Source organism: Haloterrigena sp. KLK7 (assembly GCF_037914945.1).
In the GTDB taxonomy this organism is placed as follows: domain Archaea; phylum Halobacteriota; class Halobacteria; order Halobacteriales; family Natrialbaceae; genus Haloterrigena; species Haloterrigena salinisoli.
Genome location: NZ_CP149787.1, coordinates 447,145 through 466,754 on the forward strand (window position 1 = coordinate 447,145; position 19,610 = coordinate 466,754).

Sequence of the window (19,610 nt, forward strand, 5' to 3'; positions counted from 1 at the left end):
TTCGGGCGGCGCGTATCGAGAGCGTGGAGAGAGACTAGCCTTCGATTTCGGCGACGTCTTCGATCTTCATGCCGTCGAGCTTGTCCATGATGTCGTCGAGCTTGTCGTCGAGCTCGTCGACGAATTCCGCGGTGCGCTCGGTCTTGATCGCACCCTGGCTGGAGGGCTCGATGAGGTTCTCCTCCTCGAGGACGCGCAGGGAGTAGCGGACCTTGTGGTGGGGGTAGCCCGTCTCGTTGGACATCTTCACGATCCCGATCGGCTCGTTCTCGATGACCATCTTCAGGACCTGAAGATGTCGTTCCAGCATATCAACTTCCTTCTCAAGTCGGTCTATCATGGCATTTGTTAACTTGTCTTTGGACCTTTTAAAAGTTACTCTCGGCGACTGTCAGGCCACTCTCAACTGAACGATCGTTCCTGTCAGTAGTTAACGCTTCGGGTTCCGGTGGGGGTCTGCGCTCGAAACCCCGAAATCGTTAATGACTGTTCGCAACGCGTCCGGATTCGAATCGGACGTCGATCCCCCGATCGGGCGCGACCGGCTACGAGGTGTGGTCTCGTGGCCACCGGGAAGAGCGTATCGTTCGAACTCAGATCGTCGCCGCGTCCGTCCTCACGGCCGTGTATATCCCACCGCGCAGCCCTGCCAATACCGTAATCTGTTTATCGGCCCGGCAAGAACCCGCCGCTGTTATGACCGTCACTATCGTCGGGTCGCAACTCGGCGACGAAGGCAAGGGCGGAGTCGTCGACGTCTACGGCGACCCCGCTGACGTCGTCGCCCGGTATCAGGGCGGCGACAACGCAGGCCACACCGTCGTTCACGACGGTGAGGAGTACAAGCTATCGCTCGTGCCGTCGGGCGCCGTCCGGGGCAAGGTCGGCGTCCTCGGCAACGGCTGCGTCGTCAATCTGCGAACGCTGTTCGACGAACTGAACACGCTTCGAGAGAAGGGGCTCGATCCCGACGTCCGCATCGCGGAGCGCGCCCACGCCATCCTGCCGTTCCACCGCGTCCTCGACGGCCTCGAGGAGGACGTGAAGAGCGAGTCCGACCAGGAGGTCGGGACGACCGGTCGCGGCATCGGACCGACCTACGAGGACAAGGCCGGGCGCCGCGGCGTCCGTATCGGGGACCTGCTGGACCCCGACGTGCTCCGCGAGCGACTCGAGTACGTCGTCCCGCAGAAGCGCGCGCTCGTCGAGGAGGTCTACGACATCGACGTCGACGACCTCGACGACCCCGACGCGTTCGACGTGGACGCACTCTTCGAGGAGTTCCGCGACTTCGGCCGCCGCCTCGAGGAGGAGAACATGACCGTCAACGCCGGCGCGTTCCTCTCGGACGCCATCGCCGACGGACAGAACGTCATGTTCGAGGGCGCACAGGGGACGCTCATCGACATCGACCACGGCAACTACCCGTACGTCACGTCGTCGAACCCGACGGCGGGCGGCGCCGCGACGGGGACGGGACTCGGTCCCGGCGTCGTCGGCGACGGGGAGATTATCGGAATCGTCAAGGCCTACCTCACGCGCGTCGGGAGCGGTCCGCTGCCGACCGAACTCGGCGGCGTCGTCGGTGACACGCCCGGCTACGACGAGGAGACCGAGGGCCGAAACGAGGACCTCGCGACGTACATCCGCGACGAGGGCGGCGAGTACGGAACCGTCACCGGCCGTCCCCGCCGCGTCGGCTGGCTCGACCTCCCGATGCTCCGCCACTCTACCCGCGCGAACGGCTTCACCGGTCTCGCGGTCAACCACATCGACGTGCTCGCGGGGCTCGACGAGGTTCAGGTCGGCCACGCCTACGAACTCGACGGCGAGGAGGTCCGGACGATCCCCTCGACGACCGAGGAGTGGGGTCGGTGCGAGGCGAAATTCGAGTCCTTCGACGGCTGGCCCGAGGTCGACTGGAGCGAGGTCGCCGACGAGGGATACGACGCCATCCCCGAGAACGCCCAGACCTACCTCGAGTACATCAGCGACGAACTCGACGTCCCCATCTACGCCGTCGGCGTCGGTCCCGGCCGCGAGGAGACCGTCGTCGTCGAGGACCCCTACGAGTAGCGCGACGGAGACCCGGAGCTCGGTCGCCGGGCTACGCGTCGCGTTTCCGAAACCTTTTGCTGGAGGCGGCCGCCGTTCGTACTATGCAAGAGTCGTTGCTGGAGATCCTCTGTTGTCCGCTGGACAAGCACGATCTGGAACTCGAGGACGCCGACCGCGACGATGACGACGACGAGATCATCGGCGGCGACCTCGTCTGTACCGAGTGTGGCGAGCGCTATCCGATCGAAGACGGCATTCCGAACCTGCTGCCGCCGGACATGCGCGAAGAGACGCCGGCCTGATCGGTCAGATTCACCCGTGTCTCAGGAAGTCACCGTCCACGTCAACCGCGGCTCGACCGACTCGCTCGAACCGAGCGTCGACAGCGTCGCGACGCGCGGCTCGTTCGACTTGCGTCTGGTGAGTCACGGCTCCCCCGCGCACGTCCACTGCCGGCTGGACGGCGACCTCCAGCGAATCGCCGCGCTCGAGACGCCGAACTACTACGTCGAGGGGGGCGGCGAGACGATCGTTCCCGTCAGCGTCTCCGCCGAGGCGATCGACGAGCCGATCGACGGCGCGCTCGAGGTGCTGATCGGATACGGGTCCGAATCCGTCGCCGTTCCCGTCACCGTCGCCCCCGTCCCGGCCGCGGTCGACGTCGACGAATCACTCGCCGAACCCGGACGCGGGGACTCGAGTCCGTCACCGACGGCCCTCGACCGGGTTCTGGCCACGAGCGGACTCGATCCGGGGACGCTCGCGATCGGCGTCCTCGGCCTCGTCGCCGTCGGAATCGGCACGCTGACCGCGGCCGCGATCGGCGGTCCCGTGGCCACCGCCGGCGCCGTGATCGTCGTCGCGGGCGTCGTCGCGGCGCTGTTGCTGTTAGCGCGGTAGGACGGTTCTCGTCGATCGGAACTCACTCGCGGACTCGAAACCCCGTTACTCGACGGTCACCCGCGAGCGATAGATCGTATCGTCGTACCGACTCGGCGTCTCGAACGTGGTCTCGCGAGCGACCGTCGGATCGCGGCCGACGTGGCGAGCGATCAGCTGGATCACCATCCGGAACCCTATCGTGATTCACGTCCGGCTCGGCAGGGAGTCCCAGGTGACGCCCGCCTCACTGTACGATTCCGTCCGGATCGCCTCCTCGTCGATCGCTTTCTGACTCCGCGGCAGTCCCGACAGCTCGTACTCCAGTATCTCCGCCGTGGTTCGATACGACTCGAGTATCGCCGTTCGGTTCGCAACGACGCTCAGTCGTCGACCCGTCGCGCCTCGAGGTCACCCTCCTCGTCGAACCGCTTGGCCCGCAGGTAGCGCGCCCGGAAGCGGTTCGCGCCGTCGTTGACGTCGGCCTCGCGGATCTCGTCGGTCCGTCCCTCGGCGACGGCGTCGATCAGCTCCGCGAGCTGGTTGTACTCGCTGGTGGTCAACTCGAGTTCGTAGGTGTGTTCGTCCTCGGACTCGAGGATGGTCCACTTGCGGGCGGCGGCGACGACCAGCGAACAGGGCTCCCGGCAGGGGAACGGTCCGTCGCCGCCGTCGACGTCGAGCGCCTCGTCCTCGTCGAACTCCCACTCGCGTCGGCGCAGACACTGCGAGTCGACGCAGCAGGCCTCGGCCATCCACTCGACGGCCTCGCGGGGCATCTCGTCTAAGACGTCGTAGATGCCCGTCTGGCGCTCGGCGGTCTCGCTCCAGTGGTCGACGTCCAGCGTCCCTCGCAGTTCGCGGTGCCAGTTGGCGACCGTCGCAGGATAGAAGAACTCGACCGTCTCGACGAGCTCTCCGCCGGAGAGACCGGTGAAGGCCCATCCCGAGGGGAGCGTCGGTGCCGTCTTCAGCGGCCGATAGCGACCGTCCTCGTCGTAGGTCGAGATCTCGCGGGCGTCGCGCGGGTCGTCGTAGACCTCGAGCTGGGTGAGGTCGCTGTCGGCGTCGTCGACGTGCCACAGGTCGTAGACGCGCTCGCCGGCGGGATCGTCGTCGGCGTCGTCGACGAGTCGGGCGGTGAGACACAGCTGGCCCCACTCGCGGTCGAGCCCTTCACGCAGGGCCGCGTAGCGCTCGGGGACGGACAGCGGTTCATCGACCGACGGGTGAGCGCCGGTCTCCGCGTCACCGTCATCGCCGTCGACGTCCGCGAGCGGCGCCCGTTCGCACCACCGGAGGAACGCCCGGCGGGCGGTCCCCTCGCCGCCGACGGCCCGCTGCCAGTAGCGCCAGTTCGTGACGTAGTCGGAAAGCGGCTCGAGGGCGTCCGCGAGGTCGTCGGCGTCGAGACCGGTCCACTCCTCGTCGGGCGTCTCGAGCGCGTAGCCGTCCTCGGCGCGCTCGATCCGGAGGCCGTCGAAGGCGACTGCGCCGCCGTCGTCGACCGCCTCGAGCAGCGCCTCGACGTGGTTCGGTGCCGTCGTCACGATCAGTCACCCGGCTCCGCGCTCGGTTCGAGGTCGGCCCCGGTCTCGAGGCTGAGTTCCTCGCGGACGGCCGCCACCGCGTCGCCGATATCGGCGCCGGCGTCGGCCGCGCGCTCTAAGATGACGTCGGCCATCAGCCCCTCCGTGCCGACGGCGCCGGCGTACCAGATCCGGTGGCCGTCGACATCGGCCGGGACCTCCCAGCCGAGGCGGTAGTCCTCGGTCAGCCCCATGTCCTCGGGGATGTCCTCCTGGGTGTGATAGCCGTCGGCGATGAACAGCGGCACGACGACGATGTCCTCGGTCTCGAAATAGTCGGTGACGTCGTCGACCTCGGGCTCCTCGTCCATGAACAGCGCCTTCGCCTCGTCGAACCGGTCCATCTCGCGGATGCGCTCGGTGTGGTACTCGATGGCCTTCGCGGAGTTCTCGTTGCGCTCGGTGCCGTGGCCGACGACCGCGAGGCCGAACCCGTCGCCGACGTTCGGGTCTTCGGTGACGGACTCGGCGCGCTGGACGATCACGTCCGTCATCGCGTCGTGGGTGCCGACGGGACCGCAGTAGTGGATCGTCTTGCCGACGTCCTCGGCCTCGAGGGTGACCTGCGAGGCGCTCGTTCCGTCGGAGTCCCACTTGTCGGGGTCCCACTCCTCGAGGCGGAGCTCTCGGGGGATGACCTGCTCGGTGAAGTAGCCCTCGCTGATGAAGAGCGGGACGACGAACACTTCGTCGGACTCGAGGGTCCGGATCACCTCGCGGAAGTGCGGTTCCTCCTTCCAGAACGCCTCGCGGACCTCGTCGAACGCGCCCGTCTCGCGGACGGTGTCCGCGTGGGCGTAGGTGGGGTCCGAGGCGTCGGGGTTCAGGTGCGAGCCGTGCGCCGCGATGACCAGCGCTTGCATGGGCGACCGTTCGGACGGAACCGATTTATACCCTATGGAGAAGGCCAATAGTTCTACTCCGAAACGCGAACGAGAGTTGCATAGTTGGGAAAACTGATTTCAGAAAGAAGAAGCCAGTCGAGGGAGCGATCGATCACTCCGGGACGACGATCGACGTTCGCGCCTCGCAGGAGGCCTCTCGCGCTCGCAGCTCGGCGGTGACGGTGTACTCGCCCGCCCGCGGCCGCTCCCACTCGGCCTGGTAGGTCGACGACTCGGCGGGCGCGAGCGCGTCCCGACTGAGCATCTGGGCGAACATCCGCCCCTCAGTAAAGCGCCACACCTCCCGGTCGCCGTCGCGAACGACGAACTCCGCCTTGCACATGTCTGAGAACTGCAGTTCGACAGGCACGGAGCCCGCGTTGGTGACGGTGAACGCGAACGCGACGGCGTCCGGTCTCGAGCCGTCGTCGCCCGTCGATACGTCCGCTTCGAGCGTCCCCTCGAGTGTCATACCCACTGATTAGGGGGTGGGCGGGATAGCTCTTCGCTCGCGACGCGGCCGGTCACCGGTCGCGTCGAGGAATCGACCGACTCGAAGCCGGCTGTGTCGACGAGCGACTCGAGGCCGGTCGAGTGGCCTACTTCGTCAGGACGACGTTGTCGAGGTAACTGGTGTCGTCGCCGGAGCGGTACTCGCCGCGGATGCGAAGCACCTCGAGGTCGGCGAGGACCTCGCGGAACCGCTCCTCGGTGGCCAGCGGCTCCGAACTCGTCACGTCGATCCACGTCGCGTCGGCCGACAGCGGCACCTCGTAGGACGTCCACTCCTCGCCGGGGTTGTCGTCGACGCCGCGGAACTCGTAGACGAGTTTCAGGTCGCCGCTCTGCAGCAGGACGTCGCCGCCCTCGACGGGCTCGGCGTCGAACTGCCGGTCGGTCGGCTCCTGTCGGAGGTCGAACGAGAGCGTCCCGCCGTAGAACGCTTCGCGATCGCCGAGGTACTCGAACGGCGCCTGATAGTACCAGGCGACGCCGCCCTGGTTCTCCGCGTCGCCGATGTGGCCGCCGGAGTTGCCGCCGCTCCCGTAGTAGACCGGTCGGTTGCTCCCGCCGTTCTGGGAGACGAGCCACCCCTCGGCGTCATCGTCGAAGGCGCTCTCGATGCGGTCCGGTCGCTCGGGATCCGCCGCGGCGTCGATATCGTCCGTGCGAATCGTCTTCTCGAACTGCTCGGTCCCGTGCTCGTCGTAGACGCCGATCGTCAGCGTCTCGCCCGACTCGTCGACGTCGACGGTGGCGAAGTTCCGGTACTCGCCCTTCGCGAAGAACTCCGTCGGGTTGAGCGCCGGGTAGAGGTCGTCGGGTTCGCCCGCGGGTGCACCCAGCGGACCGGCGACGGCCTCGAAGAACTCGAACTCGCCGTCGTCGTCCGGGTCGTACGCGCTCACGACCGACTTGTGGACGTCGCCCGCGACGACGACCAGGTTCGAGATCGGCTCCGTCTGGACGTGTTCGACGACCTCGAGCAGTTCGGCCTCGTAGCCGGTCCGATCCGCCTCGGTCGCCCACGAGTCGGAGGGGTAGCCCAGCGGCGCCGGCGAGGCGAGGAGCTTCCACGTCGCGTCGGAGTCGGCGAGCGCTCCCTTCAGCCACTCGAGTTGCTCCCGCCCGAGCAGCGTCTTCGAGTCGAGGTCGACGTTCGGGTCGCGGTACTGGCGCGTGTCGAGGACGAACAGCTCGACGTGTTTCCCCCAGCGGAAGGAGTCGTAGAACCGGTTCGACTCGCCGGGTTCGGCGTCGTCGTCGCGGTCGAGCGGCCAGTACTCGCGGAAGGCCCGCCGGCCCTCGGGCATCAGCGGCTCGATCGGTCCCGCGAAGTTGTTGATGACCTCGTGGTCGTCCCAGACGGTGTACACCGACGTGGTCTCGAGCAGTTCCAGCAAATTGGTTCGCTCGGCGACCTCGGACGGCGGATCGCGCATCTCCTTGTACTTCCCGCGGTAGATCTCGAGGGCCTCGTCGATCGGGGTGTCCTCGGTGATCTTGCCGGCCGGCGTCAGCGCGTCGGCGTAGATCGTGTCACCGTGGTAGAGGAAGAAGTCCGGATCGCGCTCGGCGATCGTCTCGAGGCCCGGAAACGGCGGTTCGACGGGATCGTCACCGTACCCCCACGTGTCGCCGCTCCAGGCGAAGGAGACGGCCGCCTCGTCGTCGGGCGCCGGCGCCGTGACGAACGTTCCGCTCTCGACCGCCTCGGGGATCGCGTCGTCGATCGAACCGCCGTCGTCGCGATCGCCCTCGCCCGGTCGCTTCCGCGGCCCGCGGCCCTTCCCGGGGTGGTCGTCGTCCCGATCGGACCGTTTCGGTCCGCGTCCCTTCGAGTCGCCCCGCCGATCGTCCTGCAGCCGGTAGGCGGTCTCCCCCGCCGTGGCCCAGACGTGATACCGGTAGCGGGTGTTCGACTCGAGTCCCTCGAGTCGGAGCTGGCCGGTGTTGTCGGTCTCGGCGTCGACGGTCGTCCGATCGTATCCGACGCGGTCGAACGACTGATCGGGACTGTACGCGACGTGGATCGTCGCCTCGTCGGCCGCTCGCGCCCAGACGACCGCCGTCGTGGCGGTGACGTCGCCGACCGCGACGCCGTGCGAGATCGATACGAGGTCCGCGTCGCTTCCGTCGGTCGTCGATTCGTCCGAATCCGATTCCCCCGCCGCGGTTCCCACCAGTCCGGTCGCGGTCGCCGCCAGCCCGATCGTCTGCAGAAACGTCCGTCGATTGTCCGTCGCCGTTTCGGCCCGCATATCAGCGTGTGTGTCCGTCATGACTGCGATAGAGTCCGCATCGAATGAAGGTAATAGCCTATATATTTCGTATAAATTAGCGTATGTGTGGTCCGAACGAGAGGGGTCAGTGCCGTACCCGTACGTAGTCAGCGCGTGTCCCACGAACCCGTATAGAGCGACACCGACTGCGGTCGCGACCGGGAGACTTCGGGACAGATCAGCGACAAATCCGCTCGGCGACGAGCGCGAACGGGATTCGCTCGAGGCCGGGAGCGCTACGCCTATTTGCGCCCGGCCCGAACCCGCGGGCGTGCAACTGGTCGGCTACGAACCGAGCGGCCGCGGATCGATGCTGCTGGTGAGCGACGGCGACGCCGTCGAGGGACGGTCGCTCGAGGCCGGCACCGACCTCGCCTACGCGCTCGGCGACCGCCACTGCGCCGGGACGATCGACGAGGAGGGCGACCACGTCGCCTGCGACCGTCCGCGGGCACCGTACTGCGAATTTCACACGAGCACGTGGGTCTGCGCCCGCTGTACGGGCACCTGTCTGAAGGACGAGATGGACTGTTACGAGGAGCACGCCGTCTATATCGCCGCCTTCGCGCCGGACACGTTCAAGGTCGGCGTCACGAAGTCCAGACGGCTCGAGACCCGTCTCCGGGAGCAGGGCGCCGACCGGGCGGCCCACGTCCACACCGTCTCGAACGGCCGGATCGCCCGCGAGCTCGAGGCCGACATCGCCGAGCGGCTGGTCGATCGCGTTCGGACGCCGACGAAGGTGGCCTCGCTGGCCGCGACTGTCGACGACGCGGCGTGGGAGGGCGTGCTGGACGAGTTCGACGTCATCCAGCGGTTCGAGTTCGATTACGGACTGGGCCTCGAGACCCAACCAGTTCGCGAGACGATCGCCTCCGGCACCGTCGTCGGCGTGAAGGGGCGACTACTGGTACTCGAGACCGGCGGGACGACCTACGCCGTCGACATGCGCGATCTGGTGGGCCACGATATGACGGTCGGGGGGACGAGTCGGAACCTGCAGTCCTCGCTCGGCTCGTTCGACTAGTCGGTTCGTCCGACGTGTTCACCGTGGCTGTTCTCGAGGTCGCTTCGAGATCGGACTGCGCTCGGATCCAACGCGGAACGAACCGGACTCGAGTTCACTGAGACCGAATCGCTCTCGAGTCCGCTGCCGCTCGTGGCAACAGGGAGTGCCACACCCTCCCCAGCCGATTCGCTCGCTACGCTCACGGTTCCCGCCGGTCACCGTTCGCTTCCGAGGGATTCACTTCGTTCATCCCTCGCCCCGCTCGCTCATCCCTCGCGCGTTTCGGACCGCGCCTCGCTATCGCTCGTCGCGGTCCAGCACGCGCCACTGCACGCCGAGAAGTAGTCTGCCGGCGAAGAACTCGAGGACGCTCGTCTAGTAGACCAGTTTCACGTCGCCGGTGTCGCCCCAGCGCTCGAGTCGGTCGTCGTCGACCCCGTACTCGATGCTGTAGGGCGTCTCCGTCTCCCACCCCTCCCCGGCGAGGTGAGCGGCGGCTTCGGCGGCCGCGTCGCCGTAGCGGTCGCCCCGGTGGAAGTGCGAGGCGGTGAGATCGACGACGTCCAGGTGGCTGTGGATCGCGACCCGGTCGTCGTCGACTTCCCAGACGTGGACGTGGTTCCACCCGTCGCCCAGTCGCGGGTGCCGAAACGAGTGGTCCGGCTGGACGAGTTCCTCCTGTTCGCTGTCCCACGCCCGTGCGGTCGCGTCGGGGAAGACGCGCGTCCACTCGAGGTTCCCGAGTCCGGTGAAGCCGTCCTCGACCGTCGACAGCGCCGCGCCGTCGCTCGCGTCGCGGGCGTGGATATTGATCGGCAACACGGGGTTCCATCCCCCGTCGCCGTCGGGCTGGTAGAGACAGCGCGGATAGTCGGTATCGCCGTCGCGCTCGAGGTCGATGACCGCGTCGGCGGGCGAGTCCGATGCGCTCGCGAGGCCGGTCGCGCTCCCGACGGCGACCGCACTGCCGATTCCGGCCACCGCCTCGCGTCTGGTCAGTTTCGGTGTCACGGTCGCTCACCGACGGGGGCGGCGTCGACCGCGGTTCCGTCCAGCGATTTCGGAGCAGTCACGACGGTCCGTTGGGCCACACCCGCTACAAGCGTTCGGCCTTGATACTCGTGGTCCGACCGCCGGCGGTGTGCCTCGTGCAGCGGACACGCGACTCCCGTACGCCGCTCGCAGCGGCGTCGTTACGGGCCGATCCCCTCCACCGGGACCTCGGTCTCGCAGTTCGGGCAGGCCGCGTGCTCGTCGCCCCCCGTGTAGGTCCACGTCTCGCCGCAGTCGTGGCAGGTCAGTTCGGTGCCGTCGCCCGACGCCGTTTCCGTCCCCGTCCCCTCGGGATCGGTCCGCATGTTTCGAGCCCGCGAGAGGACGGTCGCGGCGTCGTGAAGCGTCGCGTCCTCGAGCGGAACCGCGTGGCCGCCGTCGTCGGTGACGAACCAGTAGTCGGCCGCCTCGGCGTCGTCGGCGGCGACGACCGCGTACCGCCCTTCGCTGACGATCGGCTCTCGGTCGGCGATGGCGTCGTCCGGGGCCATAGGCAACGTCCGACACTGTACCGGTTCCCTCTTGTGCACGCACCAGCCGACCGCGGTCGATCGATCGGCGACGTCGAAGTCGAAAACATGGCAATCCTTTTCCCCGGCGGACCTGAATCCGAGGGTATGTCCGACGAAAACGAACCCGACGCCGATGGCGACGAGGGCGAGGAGAAGTCCTTCCGGGAGCGAGTCGAGGAAATCCGCGAGAAACGCGCCGAAGAGGGCGAGGGTGAGGGCGACGCACCCGAGAGCCCGTTCGGGGGAGGCGGCGGTCCCGGCGGCATGGGCGGCGGCGGCAACCCCTTCGCGCAGATGATGGGCGGAATGATGGGCGGCGGTCCCGGCGGCCCCGGCGGTATGGGCGGCGGCCCCGGCGGTCGCGAGGAGGAGAGCGTCGGCAACGAGGAACTCGTCCGCGAAGTCCGCCAGCTCCGCGACGAGATGCGCGACCAGACCCGCGCGCTCAAGCGGATCGCCGACGCGCTCGAGGACGACTGAGCCGACGCCCGACTATCGACTCGAGACGCTCCGGTTGTTTTTGGCGCCGACTGCGGTGCCGATCAGTCCGCTACGTTCACCAGCGACGCATCGGACGGTAGGCCACAGCGCCATCGCTATCCGGCTTCGCAGTGTTCAGAGGAAATCAGCGTCCCAACCGGTCGGAGATCGCGTCCAGCGAGTCCTCGTTCAGGCGGTCGCGGAGGTCCGCCAGCGACCAGCGGCCGACGAGCATGTTAGCGAGGGTGACACAGACCACCGCGAGGAGCAACCCGAAGAAGACGTCGGTCGCCCAGTGGATCGCCAGGTACATCGTCGAGATGATGACGCTGACCGCGATGAGGACGGCGACGGGGAACCACTTCGGATACTCCTCGCGCGTGTAGTAGGCGAAGATGCCGACCGTCGCGGAGAGCGAGGTGTGCAGCGACGGGAAGACGTTGGTGTTGCGGTTGACCTCCCCGGTGAGGTACTGGTACTTCGGATTGTTGTCGTACAGCATCGTCTCGGAGACGAACTCGGGGAGGATGTTCCGCGGCCCGTACGCGATGACCAGCACGTACAGGACGACGCCGAGCGCGTAGTTCAACGAGTAGGCCGTCAGCAGCCGGCGGAACATCGTGGTATCCGAGAGCGCGAAGTACGCCACCGGCGGGAAGAGCAGCAGGAACGTGTAGCCGTAGATGTAGCTCGCCGTGAAGTACTCGTTGAGCAGCGGCGTGGCGATGTCCTGGAAGATCAGGACGAACTCGCCCTCGATCGAGCGGATCGTCCCGGTCATATAGAAGCCGAGATTCGTCTCGTTTTGCCGCATATACCGGTTGAACAGCAACACGGCCCCGAGGACGACGAGGACCGGCGCCGACCTCCGAAGCCGCGGGCGAAACTCCGAGACCGTCCGTGACAGTCGCTCGCGGCCGATGAATACTCCGGCCGCAATCGGGAGGACGAGCCCGACGACGATCGCCACTTGCGTCAGTACCTCGGCTAACATCAGTATCGCCCCTGCAGTCGATTCTCGTCGTCAGTGTAGTAGCCGGCCGCCTGGAACGCGTCGCGCGCCGCGTTGACGTTGAGCGTCCCGTCAGTGCCGGCGAACGGCGTCTCTGGGTCCGCACCGTCCCACGCGAGGTCGTCGGGCGTCCACTCCTCGGTCACCGGCGCCACGAGCGGGTCCGCGTGACCGCCGAAGACCTCGCTGGCGACCCACTCCTTGTCGATCAGCCGACAGACCGCGCGTCGGAAGTGGAGGTTGCTACACGGCGGCACCCGCGCGTTGAACCCGATATGGTAGAACGTCCACGAGGGCGACTCGAGGCGCTCGACGTCGGGGTCGTCCTCGGGAATGTCACCGAGCGAGTACGCCGCGAGCATCGACGACGTGACGTCCGCGTTGCCGCTCGCGACTCGCGAGATCGAGGACGGACTGCCGGGATCGACGATAAACCGGAGTTCCTCGACGAGCGGTGCGAGGAGGTGGTCCCCCTCGACGTCCTCGCGCAGCGTGAAGTGATCGTCGAACCGCTCGAGGGTGAGGTGGTTTCGTTCGGACTGGCTCTTGAACTGGTAGGGGCCGCTCCCGGTCGGGTCGACCGAGTCGCTGGTAACCAGGCCCCACTCCCCCTGTGGTGCCGTGAACTCCTGAGAGTCGCCGAGACGGTCCTCGAGTTCCGCTCGCCAGATGTGCCGGGGGAGGATCGGCACGGTGAACGCGCGTTTGCAGACGTCCTCGCCTGCGCCAGCGGTGATCCGGAGCGTGTACTCGTCCTCGGTCTCGATCTCGTCGATCGCGCTCGCGTGGCCGCGGTAGCGGGGCGGCGGCGACGGAAACGCCGCGTGGCCGAGCACGGTGTCCTGGAAGAACTGATAGGTGAACTCGACGTCGTCCGCGGTAACGGGTTCGCCGTCGTGGAACCGACAGTTCTCGCGGAGCGAGACTCGTGCGGTCGTCGTCTCCCGGGTCGGTTCGGCGGTCTTCTCGCTTTTCGTCTCGCCCGTCTCGGCGTCGGTCACCCACTCCCACGACTCCGCGAGCCACGGCAGGACCTCGCCGTCGACGACGGTACCCAGCGAGTCGTACAGCAGGTCGATGACCGTCCCCCGCTCCCGGACCGTCGCCGAGATCGGATTGATGTTTTCCGACGGCCGAGCGTCGGTCACGAGCGCCTTTAATCGCTCGACGCCGGTGTCCGGTTCGAGGCCGAGATAGCCGCGTCGAGTCGCGAGGTGGCCCTCGCCCCAGCCGTCGAAGCGGGTGGTGTTAGCGACCCGGTACTCGGCGGGGCGACAGATCGGATCGAACGGCTTCTCGTCCGCGAGCGCCCGAAGAACGTTCGTCATGCGTTGCCTTCGCTGCTCACCGTCGGCCCGGCGCTGATCCTCCAGGAGGGTGTCGAAGGCCATACTGTCGAACCCGAAGGGGTTCTGCCAGCCGGCCTCGTTGGCGTACGTGGAGTGGAGGGCTTCGTAGAGGAAGTCCGGATCGTAATCGGCGGGATGCTGACCGACGTAGATGTCGAAATCGTGGTCGATCAGGATCGCTTTGAGGAAGTCGGAGCGCGAACGCACCTTGAGGGAGACGTCGACGCCCATCGCCTCGAGGTGCGACTCGAGGTGATAGGCGATCCGGATGCTTTCCCGATTGGCGTCTGCGGGGACCGTCACGATGGAGAGCGACAATTGGTCGTTACCGTCCCGATCGACGACGCGTCGGACCGTATCGATACATCCGCTCAGGGAGAGCGAGACCCCGGCTGCGCCCGCAGCCAGGACGGAGCGTCGGTCGACGCCGTCGACGGAATCGGTTGGATTACGATTCATTCAGTCTATTACACCTCTTTGCTGTTGATATATAACAATATTGCGTACTACAATCGGCTATGGGGCACGGTCAAAAACTTTTCCAATCGGCCGTATTTCCGGCTGAACGATGCGTTGTGTGGCAATTTATGACGCAGTATGCGCTCAGAGCGACGGATCGAGTTCGGGCCGACGACGCGAACCCGGACGGCGGTCGCGGTCGTCCGGGACCGCCGACTGCGAGAACGCAACATCAATAGGCGAACCGCCGAAAGAGACGGTATGGACGTCGCCGCCGAACGGATCGAGCGCCTCCACGAACTGGCTCGAGCGGCGGCCACCGACGACGAACACGACCGGGCCCGCTACTACGTCCGCCTCGCGCGCCGCGTGGCGGAACGGAACCGGCTCGCGCTGCCGCGGGAGTTCCGACGCTTCACCTGCGATCGCTGCGACGCGTATCTCCGGCCCGGACGGAACGCTCGCGTTCGACTGCGGGACGGTCACGTCGCGATCACCTGCGACTGCGGGGCTCACACGCGGTATCCGTACGGAGAGTGATCCCCCGCAGAAGTCGACACCGCGTCGCGTTCGGTCGGAGTTCGAGAGTGTCCACAGCCCGTGGAGTTCCGATTCGAGAAGATTCAAACGGCTCGGATGGTTACGGAGGGTTATGGATACACAAGAGCTCAAACAGCAGGCACACGATCTCGACGTCACCGTCTGGGTCGGGAAGAGCGGCATCGACTCGGTCGTCGACGAACTCGACGACCAGCTCACCGATCGCGATCTCGTGAAAGTCAAGCTCCTCCGCGCGGCCCGCGCCGGCAGTTCGACCGACGAGAAGGCGGCGGACCTCGCCGACCGCGTCGACGCCGAACTAATCGAGACGCGCGGGCACACCGCAGTGTTCTATCGATGAGTCCCGCGATCGGTCTCACCCCTGTTCCCGGCCAGAACGGGCTGGGTCCGATCGGTCGCACGCTCGAGGAGACGGGAATCGCCAACGGGGCCGTGGCGGCGAGCGCGGCGAGCGTTCTCCGGTTCGCGGTCGCCATCGTCGCTATCTGGCTCGTCGGTCGCACGGTCGTCTTGCCGCTGATCCGACGGGCCCTCGACAGGCGGGGCCTCGACGAACACGCCAAGAACCCGCTGTTGATGCTGTCGCGGTTCGGCGTGCTCTTTTTCGGACTCGCCGTCGCCTTCGGCTTCGCCGGTTTCGGCAACTTCCTCGTGTCGATGGCCGGCATCGCGGCGGCCGGGGCGCTCGCGATCGGCCTCGCGATGCAGAACGTGATCTCGAACTTCGTCGCGGGCGTGTTCATCTACACCGACAGGCCGTTCCGGATCGGCGACTGGATCGAGTGGGACAACGGCGACTACGCCGGCGTCGTCGAGGACATCAGCCTCCGCGTGACTCGCGTGCGGACGTTCGATAACGAACTGCTGACGGTGCCGAACTCGGCGCTCACCGACGACGTGCTCAAGAACCCGGTCGACGCCGACAAGCTCCGACTGAAGTTCGTCTTCGGGATCGGCTACGACGACGACATCGAACGGGCGACCGAGATCATCGTCGACGAGGCCGAACGTCACCCCGACATCATGGACGACCCCGCGCCCTCCGTCCGACTGACGGAGCTGGGCGACTCCGACGTCGGCCTCCAGTCGCGGTTCTGGATCGCGAACCCGTCTCGAGCGGACTTCGTTCGAACGCGCGGCGAGTACGTCACCGCGGTCAAGCGGCGCTTCGACGAGGAGGGGATCGACATCCCCTACCCGGTCCGCACGCTCGAGGGCGGCCTCCGACTCGAGGAACGGCAAAGCATCGGTCAGCCGGCCGAGTAGGCGAACCGGCTCGAAAACGGACTGACGCTACTCCGACGGGAGTTCCTGGACGACGGCGTCTTCCGGCGGCTCGAACGTGAACGTCTCGTCCTCGAGCCCCTCGTTGAACGAGACCGTTTCGTACTGGTGGACCAACTCGTGGCGCTCACCGTTCGGGCCCTCGTAGACCAGTCGTTCCTTCAGCGGGTAGTCGTACTCGGTGTCGATCCAGATCTTCTGCTCGACGATAGTGAGATCGTCGGGCGACTCCACCGTCTCGACCGCGTAGACGTATTCGGTATCGCCGACGAGAAGCGAGATGCCGCGTTCGACGGCCTCCGCTTTCGCCTCGACGTCGAGCACGTGGGCCTCGCGGTCGGCGATCTCCTCGGTCCCCTGATACTCGAGATCGTACCACTGGAGGTACTCGTCGGCTCGCTCGGCGCGATCGGCGCGCACCGCGTCGCTGTCGAAGGGTTCGTCCTGCTCGACGTACTGTGCCATCCCCGACTGCGGGTAGTACCACCACGTCATCGACGCGTTCGAGACGTACTGGTCGCCCACTCGGCCGGGGGTCGTCGACTCGAGGACCTCGTCCCGGTAATCGACGTACGGTCGTTCGGCGACGCGAAGCCGCTCGGTACTCGTGCCGTTGGTGCCGTTCACCGTCACCGTGACCTCTCCGGTGACGTCCTCGAGGTCCTCGCCGTAGACGAACGCCGATTCGAAGAGGGCCTCGGGCTCGGGGTCGTTCGTGGGCGGTGCGACGGCGACGCAGCCGCTCGTGAGGACCAGCACGAGCACACCGAGAACGGCCGCGGCTCGACGGGATTCCATGTGATCAGTCACTCCCAAGCACGGGCCTAAGCTTTTCCATCCGGTCGGAGGCGAGCGGCGGCCGTCCGGCGGCGGAGTCGGTAGCGGACGAATCGGTAGCGACCGAACCGTTAGCTATCGCGCTCCGGCCGCGGAATCGACGACCGGCCGCGAAACGATCCGGTTTCGCGACTGTCAGCGCCCGCGTACAATACGTCCGAGACCCCCAATGTGATTTGGCGATGCTGCAAAGAGTCAGCAGTCAGAACAACCGACTGGGCCGAGCCGATACGCCGACTGGACCCATACATTCGAGAACCTATGAGCAGTAACTGTCCGGACTCCGACGCCACCGATAGCACGGTAACGGGAACGCCGAACCAGCAGTGGTCGAGCGTTTCGAAACACGTCGTCAACAGCTACGTCGAGGCGAACAACGCCGTCCTCGCCGCGATGGGCCTGACCTCGTCGTCGGACGCCGAGGGGCCGACCGCGGACGGCGAGCCGGGGACCGGCGAGGCACCGGTCGTCGAAGTCGCGTACAGCGACGACGCGTGGGTCATGGAGCGATCGACCGACAGCTACGGCGACCTCGGCGTCGGCGACTACGTCCGGTTCACGAAACCGATCGACGAGACGGACGTCTCCGCGTTCGCACAGGTCTCGGGCGACACGAACCGCCTGCACCTCGCTGACGAGTTCGCCTCCCAGACCCAGTTCGGCGGCCGGATCGCCCACGGCACGCTCGTCGCCGGGACGATCAGCGCCGCCCTGGCCCGGTTCCCCGGACTGACGGTCTACCTCTCGCAGGACCTCGAGTTCCAGGCCCCCGTCGAGATCGGTGAGACCGTCACCGCCGCCTGCGAGATCGTCGAGGAACTGGGCGATACCCGCTACCGCCTGCACACGACCGTCGAGAACGCCGACGGAACGACGGTCATCGACGGCGAGGCGGTCGTCGTCATCGACGAGCAGCCCGACGCCTGAGCCGTTCTCGCGTTCGACTCGTTCGACACACGGGACCGTCGCGGCAGCGGTACCGCCGCGTAGCCCCGGAGCCGGCACCACTTCGAGGAACCGGCGGCGACTCCGGACGCGAGCGGCGACGGGAGCATCCAGCGGTGGCACCGGAGACCGGTAGCGACGGGATCTACAACGTTCCGGAGCGATACCTGTTCTCGTCGCGACGCCCCAGCTATCTGATTTTCCGATATCGCCTCGAGAGTTCGTCTCGATCCCTCTTTCGGCCGCTTCGAGTCTCCGATGTCGGACAGAGCCAAAATAACTTGGAGCAATGATGATGCACCACCGGCCCGTTTTCGTACTCGATGAGCAGGTCAGAATCCGGGACGAGAATCGTCGCAGTGTGTCGGTCCTGTGAATCGGTGTTCGTCTCCGAACAGCAGCCGGACGGCACGATCAGACCGATCGGTGTCTCGGAAGAGTGCACCTGCGGTGACGGCGACTTCCGTCGGATCGCACCGTCGGAGGACACCGCGCCGACGGCCGCCCCGCCGTCGGACTGAACCGATCCGAACTGGAACGGAAAACGGTACCGCGCGGACGACGGATCACGACGGTAGCGGATCGCCCGCAGTGACCGGTTTTTCGCGAGGAGACGGTCCACATCGAGAGCGTATCGATAGTCGCGACCGCGTTGAGACCCTCGTCTCTCCCGTCCGTCGCAGCCGAAGCCCTTTCGCCCGTCGCTCCGTGAGAATCGGGCGTGTCTCGACGCGGCCGGCGCTCGACGGACTCGCTGTCGGTGACCGTCTCCGGCGGCTCGATGGGCGGGCTCTTCGCCGCCCTCGCCCTCGAGGAGGCGGGCCACGAGCCGACGGTCTACGAGCGGTCGACGGGCGACCTCCGCGGACGCGGGGCCGGGATCGTCGCCCAGGAGAACGTGCGCCGGTTCCTCGAGCGTCGCGATATCGCCGATCCCGAAGCGATCACGACGGCCTCGAGCGAGCGACGGTTTCTCGCGCGTGACGGCGACGTCGAAACGTCGCGTCCCGACTCGATGGTGTTCGCGTCGTGGGACGCCGTGTATCGGCGGCTGCGAGACGCGTTTCCCGACGACCGGTATCGGATGGGACGGGAAGTCGTCGGCGTCGATCCCGGGACGGCGACCGCGGAGTTCGCGGACGGGACGGACCGCGACGCCGACCTGCTGGTCGTCGCCGAGGGCGGCCAGTCCGCGACGCGTCGACAACTGTTCCCCGGCGTCGGCCCCGAGTTCGCGAGCTACGTGGCCTGGCGCGGCGTGATCGACGAGTCCGATCTGGCATCCGACGTGGCGGACCGATTCGACGACGCCTTCGTCTTCTTTCAGGGACCCCGCCTGTTGATGCTGGCCTACTTCATCCCCGGCGACGACGGCGGAACCGCGCCCGGCGAGCGGCGGCTCAACTGGGTCTGGTACGACACGCTCGAGGGTCGGGATCGATCCGCCGTCTTCACCGACGCGACGGGCACCGTGCGGGAGATCACGGTCCCGCCCGGTTCGCTTCGCGGTCCGGTCTGGGATCGACAACTCGAGCGCGCGCGAGACGTCCTGCCGCCCGTGTTCGCGACCGTCGTGGAAGCGACGCCGGCGCCGTTCGTCCAGGCGATCTTCGACCTGACGAGCCCCGAGATGGTCGTCGACCGCGTCTGCTTGCTCGGCGACGCCGCGTTCGTGGCTCGACCGCACACCGCCGCCGGGACCGCGAAGGCCGCCGGCGACGCCGTCGCGCTCGAGCGGGACCTCGAGCGCCGCGACTCGCTGGAGTCGGCGCTGTCGACGTGGAACGACGCCCGCACCGAGTACGGGGAGCGACTCGTGGCTCGCGGGCGACGGATGGGCGACGAGCGGTTGAACCTCGCGCGCTGAGCGGCGGTGCTCGTCCTCGAGTCACCGCCCGCGGTCGCTACCCTCGAGT

The 19,610-nt window shown here is 67.0% G+C and carries 22 protein-coding genes; 11 read left to right on the plus strand and 11 right to left on the minus strand.

Features of this window, described 5'->3' with window-relative positions; translation table 11 throughout:
* Positions 1 to 34: 34 nt before the first annotated feature.
* Positions 35 to 340, minus strand: coding sequence for a hypothetical protein (locus WD430_RS02155; RefSeq protein WP_008892687.1), 306 nt, complete (start codon positions 338 to 340; stop codon positions 35 to 37).
* Between the two features lie 356 nt (positions 341 to 696).
* Between WD430_RS02155 and WD430_RS02160 the strand changes: the two genes are divergently transcribed.
* The 3 genes from WD430_RS02160 to WD430_RS02170 all read left to right on the plus strand — a co-directional run bounded on the left by WD430_RS02160 (position 697) and on the right by WD430_RS02170 (position 2,958).
* Positions 697 to 2,076 (plus strand): adenylosuccinate synthase, encoded by a 1,380-nt coding sequence (locus tag WD430_RS02160; RefSeq protein ID WP_339104392.1) that lies wholly within the window; start codon positions 697 to 699, stop codon positions 2,074 to 2,076.
* 83 nt (positions 2,077 to 2,159) lie between these two features.
* Entirely contained in the window at positions 2,160 to 2,360 is a 201-nt protein-coding gene (locus WD430_RS02165) for a methytransferase partner Trm112 (RefSeq protein ID WP_339104393.1), read from the plus strand.
* A 16-nt stretch (positions 2,361 to 2,376) separates the two neighbouring features.
* Positions 2,377 to 2,958 (plus strand): hypothetical protein, encoded by a 582-nt coding sequence (locus WD430_RS02170; protein WP_339104394.1) that lies wholly within the window; start codon positions 2,377 to 2,379, stop codon positions 2,956 to 2,958.
* Between the two features lie 45 nt (positions 2,959 to 3,003).
* Here WD430_RS02170 and WD430_RS02175 read toward each other — a convergent pair whose 3' ends face one another.
* The 5 genes from WD430_RS02175 to WD430_RS02195 form a co-directional block, all read right to left on the minus strand.
* Positions 3,004 to 3,126 carry a hypothetical protein gene (locus tag WD430_RS02175; RefSeq protein WP_339104395.1) on the minus strand — a complete coding sequence of 41 codons (123 nt, stop codon included), beginning with the start codon at positions 3,124 to 3,126 and terminating at the stop codon, positions 3,004 to 3,006.
* A 194-nt stretch (positions 3,127 to 3,320) separates the two neighbouring features.
* Positions 3,321 to 4,487 (minus strand): DR2241 family protein, encoded by a 1,167-nt coding sequence (locus WD430_RS02180; RefSeq protein WP_339104396.1) that lies wholly within the window; start codon positions 4,485 to 4,487, stop codon positions 3,321 to 3,323.
* 2 nt (positions 4,488 to 4,489) lie between these two features.
* The gene (locus tag WD430_RS02185; RefSeq protein ID WP_339104397.1) at positions 4,490 to 5,389 is read right to left on the minus strand and encodes a CbiX/SirB N-terminal domain-containing protein; all 900 of its coding nucleotides are present in this window, start codon (positions 5,387 to 5,389) and stop codon (positions 4,490 to 4,492) included.
* A 133-nt stretch (positions 5,390 to 5,522) separates the two neighbouring features.
* Entirely contained in the window at positions 5,523 to 5,882 is a 360-nt protein-coding gene (locus WD430_RS02190) for a BsuPI-related putative proteinase inhibitor (protein WP_339104398.1), read from the minus strand.
* 127 nt (positions 5,883 to 6,009) lie between these two features.
* Complete coding sequence (locus tag WD430_RS02195; RefSeq protein ID WP_339104399.1) at positions 6,010 to 8,193, minus strand: alkaline phosphatase D family protein; 2,184 nt, start codon at positions 8,191 to 8,193, stop codon at positions 6,010 to 6,012.
* Positions 8,194 to 8,464: 271 nt separating this feature from the next.
* Between WD430_RS02195 and WD430_RS02200 the strand changes: the two genes are divergently transcribed.
* On the plus strand, positions 8,465 to 9,220 hold the full coding sequence (locus WD430_RS02200; RefSeq protein ID WP_339104400.1) for a DUF2797 domain-containing protein: 756 nt from the start codon (positions 8,465 to 8,467) through the stop codon (positions 9,218 to 9,220).
* A 357-nt stretch (positions 9,221 to 9,577) separates the two neighbouring features.
* On the opposite strand, the gene WD430_RS02205 is transcribed toward WD430_RS02200, so the two are convergent.
* Together WD430_RS02205 and WD430_RS02210 are read right to left on the minus strand one after the other, a co-directional pair.
* The gene (locus WD430_RS02205) at positions 9,578 to 10,213 is read right to left on the minus strand and encodes a hypothetical protein (RefSeq protein ID WP_339104401.1); all 636 of its coding nucleotides are present in this window, start codon (positions 10,211 to 10,213) and stop codon (positions 9,578 to 9,580) included.
* Between the two features lie 182 nt (positions 10,214 to 10,395).
* Positions 10,396 to 10,746 (minus strand): hypothetical protein, encoded by a 351-nt coding sequence (locus tag WD430_RS02210; protein ID WP_339104402.1) that lies wholly within the window; start codon positions 10,744 to 10,746, stop codon positions 10,396 to 10,398.
* Between the two features lie 87 nt (positions 10,747 to 10,833).
* On the opposite strand from WD430_RS02210, the gene WD430_RS02215 reads away from it, so the two are divergent.
* Entirely contained in the window at positions 10,834 to 11,247 is a 414-nt protein-coding gene (locus tag WD430_RS02215; protein WP_339104404.1) for a hypothetical protein, read from the plus strand.
* 145 nt (positions 11,248 to 11,392) lie between these two features.
* On the opposite strand, the gene WD430_RS02220 is transcribed toward WD430_RS02215, so the two are convergent.
* Together WD430_RS02220 and WD430_RS02225 are read right to left on the minus strand one after the other, a co-directional pair.
* A complete protein-coding gene (locus WD430_RS02220; RefSeq protein ID WP_339104405.1) occupies positions 11,393 to 12,241 on the minus strand; it encodes a phosphatase PAP2 family protein in 849 nt (282 codons plus the stop codon).
* Positions 12,241 to 14,067 carry an ABC transporter substrate-binding protein gene (locus tag WD430_RS02225; protein ID WP_339104406.1) on the minus strand — a complete coding sequence of 609 codons (1,827 nt, stop codon included), beginning with the start codon at positions 14,065 to 14,067 and terminating at the stop codon, positions 12,241 to 12,243. Before WD430_RS02225 ends, WD430_RS02220 begins: the two co-directional genes overlap by 1 nt.
* 261 nt (positions 14,068 to 14,328) lie before the next feature.
* On the opposite strand from WD430_RS02225, the gene WD430_RS02230 reads away from it, so the two are divergent.
* From WD430_RS02230 to WD430_RS02240, 3 genes are all read left to right on the plus strand, one after another.
* Positions 14,329 to 14,607, plus strand: coding sequence for a ribonuclease P protein component 4 (locus tag WD430_RS02230; protein WP_339104407.1), 279 nt, complete (start codon positions 14,329 to 14,331; stop codon positions 14,605 to 14,607).
* 112 nt (positions 14,608 to 14,719) lie between these two features.
* The gene (locus WD430_RS02235) at positions 14,720 to 14,968 is read left to right on the plus strand and encodes a YhbY family RNA-binding protein (protein WP_339104408.1); all 249 of its coding nucleotides are present in this window, start codon (positions 14,720 to 14,722) and stop codon (positions 14,966 to 14,968) included.
* A complete protein-coding gene (locus WD430_RS02240) occupies positions 14,965 to 15,894 on the plus strand; it encodes a mechanosensitive ion channel family protein (protein ID WP_339104409.1) in 930 nt (309 codons plus the stop codon). The genes WD430_RS02235 and WD430_RS02240 overlap by 4 nt, the downstream gene beginning before the upstream one ends.
* Before the next feature lie 27 nt (positions 15,895 to 15,921).
* Here WD430_RS02240 and WD430_RS02245 read toward each other — a convergent pair whose 3' ends face one another.
* Positions 15,922 to 16,710: a DUF2092 domain-containing protein gene (locus tag WD430_RS02245; RefSeq protein ID WP_339104410.1), complete on the minus strand. Its 789-nt coding sequence runs from the start codon at positions 16,708 to 16,710 to the stop codon at positions 15,922 to 15,924.
* A gap of 300 nt (positions 16,711 to 17,010) precedes the next feature.
* Between WD430_RS02245 and WD430_RS02250 the strand changes: the two genes are divergently transcribed.
* The 3 genes from WD430_RS02250 to WD430_RS02260 all read left to right on the plus strand — a co-directional run bounded on the left by WD430_RS02250 (position 17,011) and on the right by WD430_RS02260 (position 19,561).
* Positions 17,011 to 17,676: a MaoC family dehydratase gene (locus WD430_RS02250; protein ID WP_339104411.1), complete on the plus strand. Its 666-nt coding sequence runs from the start codon at positions 17,011 to 17,013 to the stop codon at positions 17,674 to 17,676.
* A 341-nt stretch (positions 17,677 to 18,017) separates the two neighbouring features.
* Entirely contained in the window at positions 18,018 to 18,215 is a 198-nt protein-coding gene (locus WD430_RS02255) for a hypothetical protein (protein ID WP_049914111.1), read from the plus strand.
* Between the two features lie 200 nt (positions 18,216 to 18,415).
* Positions 18,416 to 19,561, plus strand: coding sequence for an FAD-dependent monooxygenase (locus tag WD430_RS02260; RefSeq protein WP_339104412.1), 1,146 nt, complete (start codon positions 18,416 to 18,418; stop codon positions 19,559 to 19,561).
* Positions 19,562 to 19,610 lie beyond the last annotated feature (49 nt).

Excerpts from the sequence above, each read along its gene's own strand:
- WD430_RS02240 (WP_339104409.1), top strand. The coding sequence starts at position 14,965 with ATGAGTCCCGCGATCGGTCTCACCCCTGTTCCCGGCCAGAACGGGCTG.
- WD430_RS02245 (WP_339104410.1), bottom strand. The coding sequence starts at position 16,710 with ATGGAATCCCGTCGAGCCGCGGCCGTTCTCGGTGTGCTCGTGCTGGTC.
- WD430_RS02255 (WP_049914111.1), top strand. The coding sequence starts at position 18,018 with ATGAGCAGGTCAGAATCCGGGACGAGAATCGTCGCAGTGTGTCGGTCC.
- WD430_RS02195 (WP_339104399.1), bottom strand. The coding sequence starts at position 8,193 with ATGACGGACACACACGCTGATATGCGGGCCGAAACGGCGACGGACAAT.
- WD430_RS02235 (WP_339104408.1), top strand. The coding sequence starts at position 14,720 with ATGGATACACAAGAGCTCAAACAGCAGGCACACGATCTCGACGTCACC.
- WD430_RS02175 (WP_339104395.1), bottom strand. The coding sequence starts at position 3,126 with ATGGTGATCCAGCTGATCGCTCGCCACGTCGGCCGCGATCCGACGGTC.
- WD430_RS02230 (WP_339104407.1), top strand. The coding sequence starts at position 14,329 with ATGGACGTCGCCGCCGAACGGATCGAGCGCCTCCACGAACTGGCTCGA.
- WD430_RS02215 (WP_339104404.1), top strand. The coding sequence starts at position 10,834 with ATGGCAATCCTTTTCCCCGGCGGACCTGAATCCGAGGGTATGTCCGAC.
- WD430_RS02225 (WP_339104406.1), bottom strand. The coding sequence starts at position 14,067 with ATGAATCGTAATCCAACCGATTCCGTCGACGGCGTCGACCGACGCTCC.
- WD430_RS02155 (WP_008892687.1), bottom strand. The coding sequence starts at position 340 with ATGATAGACCGACTTGAGAAGGAAGTTGATATGCTGGAACGACATCTT.
- WD430_RS02220 (WP_339104405.1), bottom strand. The coding sequence starts at position 12,241 with ATGTTAGCCGAGGTACTGACGCAAGTGGCGATCGTCGTCGGGCTCGTC.
- WD430_RS02165 (WP_339104393.1), top strand. The coding sequence starts at position 2,160 with ATGCAAGAGTCGTTGCTGGAGATCCTCTGTTGTCCGCTGGACAAGCAC.
- WD430_RS02190 (WP_339104398.1), bottom strand. The coding sequence starts at position 5,882 with ATGACACTCGAGGGGACGCTCGAAGCGGACGTATCGACGGGCGACGAC.
- WD430_RS02160 (WP_339104392.1), top strand. The coding sequence starts at position 697 with ATGACCGTCACTATCGTCGGGTCGCAACTCGGCGACGAAGGCAAGGGC.
- WD430_RS02210 (WP_339104402.1), bottom strand. The coding sequence starts at position 10,746 with ATGGCCCCGGACGACGCCATCGCCGACCGAGAGCCGATCGTCAGCGAA.
- WD430_RS02185 (WP_339104397.1), bottom strand. The coding sequence starts at position 5,389 with ATGCAAGCGCTGGTCATCGCGGCGCACGGCTCGCACCTGAACCCCGAC.
- WD430_RS02250 (WP_339104411.1), top strand. The coding sequence starts at position 17,011 with ATGAGCAGTAACTGTCCGGACTCCGACGCCACCGATAGCACGGTAACG.